The organism is Nocardia sp. NPDC059240, assembly GCF_042753865.1.
Taxonomy (GTDB): Bacteria; Actinomycetota; Actinomycetes; order Mycobacteriales; family Mycobacteriaceae; genus Nocardia.
Genome location: NZ_JBHZAC010000001.1, coordinates 1,280,635 through 1,287,551, shown reverse-complemented (window position 1 = coordinate 1,287,551; position 6,917 = coordinate 1,280,635). Strand labels below are relative to the sequence as shown.

Sequence of the window (6,917 nt, the reverse complement as noted above, 5' to 3'; positions counted from 1 at the left end):
TATATCTACACGGCTTTAGTCGTCGGCAGCGTCATTTTTTTATAAGACACCGGCTCTATCGGGGCTGGTGGGGTCTGCCGCAATTACCGCCACACCCCTCCTTATCGTTCTTCTTTAGGGCCTCGGTCCCGCCTCGGCCTGCCATTCAGTGCCTTGGCGAGCCTGGCAGGGAGCGCCGCATGTTGTTCAGTAGGCGTAAGGAACGAGGCGGCCCCAAGCCACGACAGCGGCGATCAGCATGAGGAGTAGGTTCCCCGCGATGTTGCCGAAGTCTTTGTGCCGCAGATGAACGACTGCGGCGCCGACCATGGTGGCAACGAGGCCGACGGCGGCGAAGGCCGTCAGGATCGGGACGATCTTGACCGCTGCCGGTGCGATCAGGCCAACCGCGGCGGTGACTTCGAGGGCTCCGATCAGACGAACAACCCTGGGGGAGAAGTCGTGTACCCAACCGCCGAGTTTCGCGGCGAGTACGTCGATGGGTTGGGTGAGCTTGAAGATGCCGGCCGCGGAGAAGATCGCGGCGAGCAGGGCTTGCAGGAGCCAGAGTGTGAGGTTCATATGCCTTGTCGCGTCGATTCTCAGTGGATTCGGGTGTGAATGCCGCGGATGCGGTCGATGACACGCATTGGCTGCGCGGGCGCGGCGTCGCCGCGCCAGGCGACATGCTGGTCGGGACGGACGAGGACGAGGTCGCGTTCGTAAAGGCTGCGGGCGTGCTCGTCGCGGATGTCGACAACGTCGAGCGGTACGCCGCGCAGCGCCGCGGCATCGACGAACGCATCGACATCGTGATCGGCGAAGCGCAGCAAGGTGAATCCCCGTCCGAAGAGGTCGAAGATCGCTCGACCGTCGGCGAGATGCACACTGGGTGGCCGGGCGCCGGGCCAGGTGCTGGGCGTGTACTCGTCCATCCGTTGCTGCGGGGCTTGTGCCCCGGGTTCGCGGCAGATGACCGGAGAAGTGTCGTAGCGGTAGCCGAGTTCGATTCCCAACGCTTCGTTTTCGAGGTTGCCGAGGTCGCTGATCTCACGACCGATCTCGCGTCGGGTGCGGTCGCCGAACCATCGTTCGCTGTGCATCGCACTGCGGAACAACGCCATCACCTCACCGCGGATGACGCTGTGCCGCCCGGCCGCTGCACGGTTACGCAGCGCGACCGAACGCCGCTCCTGTTCGTAGGCTTCGAGCAGTCTCGGTGTTCCCCAACCCTGGATTTGCGCAGCCAAGACCCAGCCGAGGCCGATCGCGTCCCCAACACCGGTGTTCATGCCGTATCCGCCGGTCGGAGGCACCTGGTGGACCGCATCGCCGGCGAGCCAGACCCGGCCGCGGCCGAACGAGTCCGCGACCGTGAGCCGCGGGGTCCAGGCGTTGGCGACCAGTACGTCCATTTCGAATTCTCGGCCGACACGTTTGCAGACGAACTCGCGCGGATCGATCTTGTCGGCATCCTCACCGATGCCGAGTGGTGCGTGCATGGTCCACGTGTCGCCGTCGTTCTGGGAGATCATCGACCATCCCTCGGGGGACTGCAGGTGCCACACCGTGCCGAAGCGCGTCAGGATGTCCTTGTCCGGCGTAGTGAAATGCACCAGGTAGAACCGCCCGTCTACGGGCCGCTGCCCGTTGGCGAGGAACGTGCGGGCCAGCGTCCCGACGGTCCGGGTCACGCCCAGCTCCTTGAGGACCAGCCCCCGGAGGTCGATCTCGTCGATCTCGATCCCGAGCTGTCGTCGAGTGCTGCTGCCGGCACCGTCGCAGCCGACGAGGTACTGCGCGCGGATCGTGCGGCGCTGCCCTGTCTCTCGTGCCACCAGCTCGGCGGTCACACCGTCCGCGTCCTCGGTGAAAGTGTCCAGTGCCCAACCAAATTCGACCCGTACGTGCTGGGATCGGGCTTCGAGTACATCGCGCAGTGCAGGCTCGAGGATCACCTGGGAGACGCGCATCCAGGGTTCGAGCGGCAGGGTGCCGTCATTGCGCTGGCGGATTTCACCGTGGGTCTCGTCGACGCTGGGGTAGTCGAACGAGGCCAGCTCCCAGCCGACGGCGTTGGTCGCCCAGGTCACCTTCATTCGGTGATCGGTAGGGATAGCGACCTTCCGCAGCTCGTCGGCGACGCCGAGGCGGCGATACAGCTCCATGCTGCGGCCGTTGGTGATGTCCATCTTCGGGTGCTGTGTGCTGGTGGCATTGCGCTCCACGACCAGGGCGTCGACGCCGTTGCGGTCCAGCTCGAGGCCGAGTGTCAGACCGACCGGGCCTGCACCGATCACCAGGACCGACGTCGTCTCGGGGACCTCGTTGCGCCCCGGCAGTGACCTGCTCATTCCGTTTCCTTTCGGAGGATAGAGCAATTGAACAAGGCTGTTCAATGTATGTCAACAGTGTTCTATGATGATCTACAGGGGCTCAATATGGACGCATGTGTAGCCCTGTTGAAGGCGTGGTCGGGTTCGCGATGAACGCGACGAAACAATGAACTGCCAGGCACCGCGCTTGCGGTCCTTCGTGAAGGGGCCGATGCGACCATCGGGGAATTGGGGCAGCGGGGGTGTGCGGTGTGTGTGGAAGGCTTCACCGCAACGTTGGCCCCTAGAGCATCGCCTGCAGGAGGATGCGGTCGTCCCGCGAGGAAGCGCGCCAGGTTGATGGCGGCTCAGCGCGCTGATGGGTGGAATGTGGAGGGACTACACGGCGGCGAGCTGCGGCAGTTCGGAGGTCGAGATTTCGCGGGCCTCTTCATGCCCGATGCCCATGGCGCGCAACAGAAGTTCCGCAGTGGAGGATCCTGCCTCGCGCCAGGTCTGATGGCCTTCCAGGACCATCCACATGGCGCTGATCGTGGCACCGAGGGTGAGCGACGCGATGCTGTCGATACTGGCCTGGCCGATGTCGTAGCGGCCGGACTTGACTCCGGCGTTGATGTCGGCCAGAGGTGGCCCGATCATCCAGGTGCGGAGCGCTTCCTCCGACAACCCGAAGCGGACCGCAAAGCGCGCCTGCATCGGATTCTCGTGAGCGTGGCGAACCCAGAGTCGGACGCCGGTGGCGAGACGGGCCGCGGGGTCATCGATGCCGATGAAGCTCGCCGCCACTCGTCGATGCAGGTCGGCGCTGAGGTCACGGACGATGCGGTCGAAGAGGTCTTCTATCGATCCGACGTTGCGATACAGCGTGCCGCGGGCCACGTTCGCCTCCTGGGCGAGCTCGCTGATCGTCAGCTGTGTGGTTCCCTTCTCCACGAACAGCCGGACGGCCGCATCACTGATCCGCTGATCGGTAGGTGTACTCACGAGCCCCGCCCTTAGGTCTTGTGCGATTGATCCAGCCGATGTTACGTCAATGTTCCATATCGGGGACATCTGACATGTCGATAGCGATACTGATCTCTTCTGAACACTACTGTTCAATGCCACTCCTCGCTAGGCGGCGGACAGGCCACCCGTGCCGACGCTGGTGTAAGCGCTGCGCGACGCATCGCTGGATGCAGTTGCGGCCGGTGCTGAAGTTGTTGATTCGCAGGATGATTCGCGCTCGCGCCTGGGCCCTGCCGGGCTGGTACTCGCGGCGTCGCTGGTGGCTGCCCGCTGGTTGCGGGTGGATCTGACAGTTCATCCATGGCGCACAGATGTTCGAAACTGACCCGCCTCGATCGTCACAACACATGCTTGCTCAAAAACGAACACTGTTGTTCAATGTGTCCTGGGTCGCATCAAAAGGGGCGCAGTGATGGGTACGACGCATGAGGGCAGCGACGAGTCCCGCGGCACGTCCAAGCCCACCCGAGCGTCTGTGGCGTACTCGGGCGCAGTGCCCGCTGCCTGCCATTTCGATGACTCACGCAGGTCCGCGCTTCAACACAGGGAGTTACCAATGAGCCACCCCCATCGCACCACCTCGATGGTGTCGCCCTTGATGTTGCGCGACGACCTCGGGCGTGAGACCGCCACCGCGTACTGGGCCACCGCGCACGCTGACAAGGTCAAGAAGCTCCCCAACTTGGTCGAATACAACCAGCGTCACTTCTCGCCCACCGATCACGGGTTCTGGCCTGCGACAACGGGAGTCGGGACGACGGTGGACGACACATGGCGCATCGACGGGTGCTCCGAGATCCGTTTCCGGAGCATGGTCGCCGCCTTGGCCACGGCCCTGCATGCGCGTGAGGTCTACCTCGACGAACAGAACCTTTTCGCTCGGGTGCTCGGGCAGCCGACGGCACCCGGTGGTGGCCGCTGGTGGACCGATGGATTCGACGACACCGCCGGTCATCACGTCGCGCTGCTACTACGCCGTCGGAGCGGAGTGAAGGACGGCGCGTTCTCCAGTTTCGTGCATAACCGAATCGCAGCGGCGCTGCGAGCCGGTGGCGTACGCGACCTGCGCACCTACACGTTCCTGCCCTACACGCCGCTGATCGGCGCTTCACCCGGAGTCGCGCACGACAATCCGCCGCAGCGCCGCTATCACGCCGCAGTCCTATTCGGAATCGACAGCAGATCCGCCGTCGATGAACTGATCAAATCCGATCCGGTATCGGCCGTAGTCGAGGATCAGCACACCGTCCTGACCGCAGTCCATGCCTACTCCGTCGAACGCTCCGTGCCGGTCGTCCGCCCCGGGCGCCGCTCATGATCACCCCGTCCACCAGCGAGCTGCTGCGGCCATTGCAGATCGGTTCGCTCATCGTCCCGGGTCGTCTGTACAAGTCGGCGACCAGCGAAACCCGTTGCACCGAAGACGGTTTCGTCACCGACGAGTTGCTCGAGTTCTACGAACCGATGGCCCGCGTCGGCACTCCGTTGATCGTGACCGGCAACCTGTACGTCTCGCTGCAGGGCAAGTCGGCTGGTCGCCAGGCCGGCATCGACGCCGACGACAAGAAGCCGGGCTTGCGGGACTGGGTGCAGCTGGCGCACGGCGGGGGCAGCCTGCTCGTCGCGCAGCTCAATCACGGTGGCCGCCAAATCGGTAAATCCGCCGTCGCGGGTCAGGCTCCTGTGTCCGCGTCTTCGGTTCGCGAACCAATGCTCGGCACCACCCCACGATCGCTGCGAAGAGACGAAATCCCTGCCCTGGTCGAGACATTCGCGGCCGCGGCTGAACGGGCTCGCGATGTCGGCTTCGACGGTGTGCAGATTCACGCCGCCCACGGATATCTGCTCGGGCAGTTCCTGACCCCGCACACCAACCGTCGCACCGACGAATACGGCGGCAGCCTCGACAACAGGATGCGACTGTTGCGCGAGGTGTACCGCGCGATCCGCCGCCGAGTCGGTGACGACTATCCGATCATGTTGAAGATCAACGGCACTGACATGCTGCCACCGTTTCGCCGAGGTGCTGCCACTGCCGATCTCGTTCGCGTCGCCGCGGTCCTGCAGGACGAGGGGCTCGACGCCGTCGAGGTGTCGCGCGGCATCTATGAATCCTGGCCCTCGACGATCCTGGGTCACTACAAGGGGTTCATCAGAACGCACGTCACCGAAGGGGCCGGGCGGGATCAGCCCCGCTACCAGCGGATGGCAATGCTCGCCGCCGCGCCGATGATCGAGCGGGCGGCCGAACACTTGGCACCCGGCGGTGAGGGATTCAACCTCCCGCAGGCCGAGAAGTTCTGTGCGCGACTCGACATCCCGGTCATTTGCGTCGGCGGATTCCACACCACGTCAGGAATGGCCGCAGCCATTGCGAGCGGCCGCTGCGATGCCGTGTCGGCGGCACGTGCGTTCATCGCCGACCCGTACCTGTTCGACCATGTGCGCACGCCCGTGACCAACGCCCCGGTCTGCGGATACTGCAACGGCTGCATCGCCCGTCACGGCGGCAAGCCCATCGACTGCTACGTCGAGGAAATCCGTGTTCGGAAAGACCTGATGTTGATGGTCGATCCCACGCCGCGCTCGGCAACCGAGTTCCCCGCCAACCCAAGGACAGCACAATGACGACAGTATTTCGGCGTGGTTCACGATCTGCCGCGTTCTCGCTCGACGGCGCGTCGGTCGCGGTTACCGGTGGTGCCAACGGCATTGGCCGCGCCATCAGCACACACTTCGCGAGAGCAGGCGCACGGGTCGCCATCGGCGACATCGATGTTGACGCCGCGCGGGCCTTGGCCGACGAACTCGGCAACGGTGCCGTCGGTATCGCGCTCGACGTCAGCGACGAGGCATCGTTCACCGCGTTCCTCGACGCCGCGGAGAAGGCGAACGGACCGCTGGCGGTCCTGGTCAACAACGCCGGCATCGACTGGATGGGCCCGTTCCATACCGAAACCAACGAGGTCAGCCGTCGGCAGGTAGCGGTCAATCTGATCGGCCCAATCGTCGGTTCACGACTCGCGTTGGAGCGGATGCTGCCCCGGCGCACCGGCCATCTGGTCAATGTCGCCTCGGCTGCGGGACGGATCCCGCAGCCTGGCAGCGCCGTCTACACGGCTACCAAACACGGGGTTGTCGGGCTGACCGAATGTCTACGGCTCGAATACCGCGACAGCGGCGTGCGCTTCTCCGTGCTTCACCCCGGATACATCCCGACCGGGATGACGCAGGGGACGCACAGGCCGTCGCGGCTGATTCCTGCCGCGACCCCGGACGATTGCGCGCGTGCAGTCGTCGATGCCGTGCGGCACAACCGGTTCGAGGTGTGGTCGCCAGCCGGTCAATGGGTCAGCATCAAGCTCGGCCACCTCGTGGGCCGTGCCGTTCGTGAACGTGTGCTGATGGCTACCGGGATCGGCCGCATCGTCGACGACATGGATCAGACGGCTCGCCGCGACTACAACGAGCGCGCCTTCGGCGGAAAGGGTTCAGCCGCACCGGTTTCCGTGATCACACCCGAGACGAGGAAGAACAACCGACGCCGACGGTGAGCGTGACCGCCGTCGGTGTTCGGTGGCCGAGCCAACCCGG

Annotated in this window: 6 protein-coding genes; 3 read left to right on the top strand and 3 right to left on the bottom strand. The window is 64.8% G+C overall.

What is annotated here, in order from left to right; all coding sequences use genetic code 11:
• Positions 1-186: 186 nt before the first annotated feature.
• The 3 genes from ACFXHA_RS05990 to ACFXHA_RS05980 form a co-directional block, all read right to left on the bottom strand.
• Positions 187-561 (bottom strand): DoxX family protein, encoded by a 375-nt coding sequence (locus ACFXHA_RS05990; RefSeq protein WP_379353382.1) that lies wholly within the window; start codon positions 559-561, stop codon positions 187-189.
• A 20-nt stretch (positions 562-581) separates the two neighbouring features.
• A complete protein-coding gene (locus tag ACFXHA_RS05985) occupies positions 582-2,333 on the bottom strand; it encodes an FAD-dependent monooxygenase (protein ID WP_379353380.1) in 1,752 nt (583 codons plus the stop codon).
• A 360-nt stretch (positions 2,334-2,693) separates the two neighbouring features.
• Positions 2,694-3,299, bottom strand: a complete 606-nt coding sequence (locus ACFXHA_RS05980; protein ID WP_379353378.1) for a TetR/AcrR family transcriptional regulator — start codon at positions 3,297-3,299, stop codon at positions 2,694-2,696.
• A gap of 580 nt (positions 3,300-3,879) precedes the next feature.
• Here ACFXHA_RS05980 and ACFXHA_RS05975 point away from each other — a divergent pair.
• Genes ACFXHA_RS05975 through ACFXHA_RS05965 form a run of 3 tightly spaced genes read left to right on the top strand, consistent with a single transcriptional unit; the run spans position 3,880 to position 6,877 of the window.
• Positions 3,880-4,641 carry an EthD domain-containing protein gene (locus ACFXHA_RS05975; RefSeq protein ID WP_379353376.1) on the top strand — a complete coding sequence of 254 codons (762 nt, stop codon included), beginning with the start codon at positions 3,880-3,882 and terminating at the stop codon, positions 4,639-4,641.
• Complete coding sequence (locus ACFXHA_RS05970; protein WP_379353374.1) at positions 4,638-5,951, top strand: NADH:flavin oxidoreductase; 1,314 nt, start codon at positions 4,638-4,640, stop codon at positions 5,949-5,951. Before ACFXHA_RS05975 ends, ACFXHA_RS05970 begins: the two co-directional genes overlap by 4 nt.
• Complete coding sequence (locus tag ACFXHA_RS05965) at positions 5,948-6,877, top strand: SDR family oxidoreductase (protein WP_379353372.1); 930 nt, start codon at positions 5,948-5,950, stop codon at positions 6,875-6,877. Before ACFXHA_RS05970 ends, ACFXHA_RS05965 begins: the two co-directional genes overlap by 4 nt.
• Positions 6,878-6,917: the final 40 nt, after the last annotated feature.

Coding starts and splice junctions, on each gene's coding strand:
- ACFXHA_RS05990 (WP_379353382.1), bottom strand. CDS start 561: ATGAACCTCACACTCTGGCTCCTGCAAGCCCTGCTCGCCGCGATCTTC.
- ACFXHA_RS05985 (WP_379353380.1), bottom strand. CDS start 2,333: ATGAGCAGGTCACTGCCGGGGCGCAACGAGGTCCCCGAGACGACGTCG.
- ACFXHA_RS05975 (WP_379353376.1), top strand. CDS start 3,880: ATGAGCCACCCCCATCGCACCACCTCGATGGTGTCGCCCTTGATGTTG.
- ACFXHA_RS05970 (WP_379353374.1), top strand. CDS start 4,638: ATGATCACCCCGTCCACCAGCGAGCTGCTGCGGCCATTGCAGATCGGT.
- ACFXHA_RS05965 (WP_379353372.1), top strand. CDS start 5,948: ATGACGACAGTATTTCGGCGTGGTTCACGATCTGCCGCGTTCTCGCTC.